This is a genomic window from Alcanivorax sp. HI0083 (assembly GCF_001635175.1).
Window position 1 is genome coordinate 1 of sequence record NZ_LWFX01001420.1, and the last position, 1233, is coordinate 1233.

The 1233-nt window shown below is 59.0% G+C and carries 2 protein-coding genes; both read right to left on the reverse strand.

The window, feature by feature from the left end; translation table 11 throughout:
- Positions 1-231 (reverse strand): DUF4372 domain-containing protein (locus A3754_RS26295; protein WP_156497137.1); only part of this gene is annotated, 231 nt, incomplete at its 3' end.
- A 143-nt stretch (positions 232-374) separates the two neighbouring features.
- Positions 375-1226 carry a YicC/YloC family endoribonuclease gene (locus A3754_RS21530; protein WP_063521296.1) on the reverse strand — a complete coding sequence of 284 codons (852 nt, stop codon included), beginning with the start codon at positions 1224-1226 and terminating at the stop codon, positions 375-377.
- Positions 1227-1233: the final 7 nt, after the last annotated feature.

Sequence of the window (1233 nt, forward strand, 5' to 3'; positions counted from 1 at the left end):
GGGTTTGGCGCCAAGGTGGAAAAGCTTATGCTTTTGGCTCTCCAGGTTCGACTGGATATCGCGCAGGCTCTGACGGCCGGAAAGCTGAGACATGGCCATGCCAATGAATTGATCCCAGCGCGTGGCGGATCTCAGTTTTTGCCCGTGATGATGCTCTTTGGCCAGCCTCTCAAAATCATGTCTCGAAACCGGTTTGAGCAGTTGGTGAAAGGCGGTGTTATGATGTGACAAAGCCTGAACCTCCCTGATCACAATGTTTTCCTCGCAGAATCATTGTAACCAGTTCGGTTCAGGCTTTTTCATTTGTCCCTCAACTGTGGGACAGCAGTGGGCGCAATGCCGGCTTTTTTGTGGCGAGTCGTTGGCTGGAAGTGTTATTCGATATTCTGGATCTGCTCCCGCATCTGCTCAATCAACACCTTTAATTCCACCGCTGCCGCTGTGGTTTCGCTGTCGACGGATTTGCTGCCCAGGGTGTTGGCTTCGCGGTTGAGTTCCTGCATGAGGAAGTCCAGGCGCCGGCCGATGTGGCCGCCCTTTTTGAGGATACGGCGCACTTCGGTGACGTGGGTAAGCAGGCGGTCCAGTTCTTCGTCCACGTCCATTTTTTGCGCCAGCAGGACCAGTTCCTGTTCCAGGCGATCCGGGTCCGGGGAGTCGATCACGTCCTGGATGCGGCTGCGCAGGCGTTCGCGTTGGGCTTCCTTGATGCGTGGCACGGCGGTTTTGACGATTTCCACTTGGGTAATAATGCCGTCCAGGCGTTCTTCGATCAGTTTGCCCAGTTGTTCCCCTTCACGGCTGCGAGTGTCGATCAGGGCCTGCAGGGCTTCATCCAGCAGGGTGAGGGATTCGCGTTGCAGCAGGTCCACATCCAGTTCCCGGGTGCTGAGCACGCCGGGATGGCGGAGGATTTCCATGGGGTTGACCTGGCCGGGGTGCTGCACCAGGTCGCCTACCCGGCGGGAGATCTCGGACAGCTGTTTGACCAGGGGCTCGTTCAGTTCCAGGTCGGCGTCGCTGGCGTCCTGCTGGTAGCGCAGGGTGACTTCCACCTTGCCCCGGGCGAGGGCCTTGCGGCAGCGTTCGCGCACGGCGTTTTCCAGTGAGCGCAGGGCGTCGGGCAGACGTGGGCTGATTTCCAGGTAACGGTGGTTCACGGCCTTGATTTCCCAGACCAGGCCGTAGCCTTCAAGCGGGCGGTCGGCGCGGGCAAAAGCGGTCATGCTGCAA

What these genes read in the sequence shown, in the direction of transcription:
- A3754_RS21530 (WP_063521296.1), bottom strand. Translation starts at nt 1,226, where the DNA reads ATGACCGCTTTTGCCCGCGCCGACCGCCCGCTTGAAGGCTACGGCCTG.